Origin of the sequence: Bacillus sp. 2205SS5-2 (assembly GCF_037024155.1) — a bacterium.
In the GTDB taxonomy this organism is placed as follows: domain Bacteria; phylum Bacillota; class Bacilli; order Bacillales; family Bacillaceae_K; genus Bacillus_CI.
The window spans coordinates 1-1,579 of sequence record NZ_JAYKTS010000067.1; the positions used below are offsets into that span (position 1 = coordinate 1).

Consider the following 1,579-nt stretch of genomic DNA (forward strand, 5'->3'; position numbering starts at 1 on the left):
AACCATTCCCGGTATTAAGGAAGATGCAGCGGCGAGCATCTTAGCGGAATTAGGTATCGATATGTCTAAATTCCCAACCGAAAAACATGTATCTTCATGGGGTGGATTCAGCCCTGGTAATAACGAGAGTGCTGGTAAAAAAAAAGAGTGCCAAGTCCACAAAGGGAAATAAAGGGCTCAAATCAGTAATGTGCCAGGTGGCCTGGGCTGCGATGAAAACAAAAGACAGTAGGTTTACTATCGAGTAGTCAAACGACGAGGCCCCTATAAAGAACTCGGTTGGGACTACCTTCCAACAAAAGAAAGGAAGAAAGATTACTTCATAAAAAAACTGAAGAGCATAGGCTATGAAATAGAGATTCAAGAATCAAAACCAGCATAAATCAAGTTATCGTGACATAGTAAATCTTTAAAAATGGCATACCTTTATAAGGGGATGCTTTTTTGCGCCAAAATCAGCATCAAATCCCGTTTTCGTATAAAAAGAGCCATACATTAAGAAGAGAAGTGAAAATCACTTAAATGAACCGATGTGATTTTTGTTAGTGGGGAAGGAAGGTGTAAGTTTATATTTCACCTGCATCTTAGTAGTCGGGAAGCAGATGCAGTAATTGCTAGTATATTATAGAAGGAAGATGCCTGTTATAAAACTAAATGTGCAATTTATTTTGCTTTTGAATAAAGAAAGTAATTCACGAGTTGCATAATTTGAGAGGGGTGTGTTCTATCATAAAAGCTTTTTATACAAGGTTATTTTCGTAAAGGTTGTGGCTTTTCGAATTAGTCTATAAACGTTGATATAGCTTTGTTTCGGGCATCATTTCGTCTATTTTTAATGGAAATCAACAGTGAAATGGGCGATTTAATCTAAAATTAGATGAAATAGCCACATTGTATACGAAAAGAGCGCGAAGTCATACAAATCCAGGGGGTATATTCCTATTCGAAAAACCGGATTCTTTGCGAAAATAGCCCTCTATATAGATAGTAAGCCTTCGTTATCAAGGGAAGTTCTTGTCGTTAAGCTTCTTTCTCGAAGGTTGATGTTCTTGCTGAGAAAAACTATTTTTGGATTTTATTAGTCGTTATTTTAAATGAGATTTAGAGGGGGTGTGTAATAGTGGTTCGAAAAGCCACAATCTTTGCGAAACAGCCTTAGATTTAAGTAGGGATGGAGAGGTTTTGAAAAAATCTATAAATCTACTATTTATCTGTTGACGTTTAATAGAAAGGGTGTTATTCTAAATAGACCGTCGCTTGAGCGATTGGGAATTTGTTTCTGTTAATAACTTTTTTTAAAAATTTGTTGACACAACAAATGAAAAGATGTTATGATAATCAAGTCGCTCCAACAAGGCGATGATTGAACTTTGAAAACTGAAAAGACGAAACGTCAACGTTAATTTAAACGTAAGAACTTGATTCTTACAAAAATGTTTTATGAGCAAGTCAAACTTAACTTTTATGGAGAGTTTGATCCTGGCTCAGGACGAACGCTGGCGGCGTGCCTAATACATGCAAGTCGAGCGAACAATGAGGAGCTTGCTCCTCATTGTTAGCGGCGGACGGGTGAGTAACA

At 37.0% G+C, this 1,579-nt stretch carries 1 rRNA gene and 1 pseudogene; both read left to right on the top strand.

Going from position 1 to position 1,579, the window contains the following annotated elements:
* Positions 1–230 (top strand): annotated as a pseudogene (locus U8D43_RS21135) (IS110 family transposase); the annotation flags it as partial.
* A 1,231-nt stretch (positions 231–1,461) separates the two neighbouring features.
* Positions 1,462–1,579: ribosomal RNA gene (locus U8D43_RS20810) — 16S ribosomal RNA — on the top strand; the annotation flags it as partial.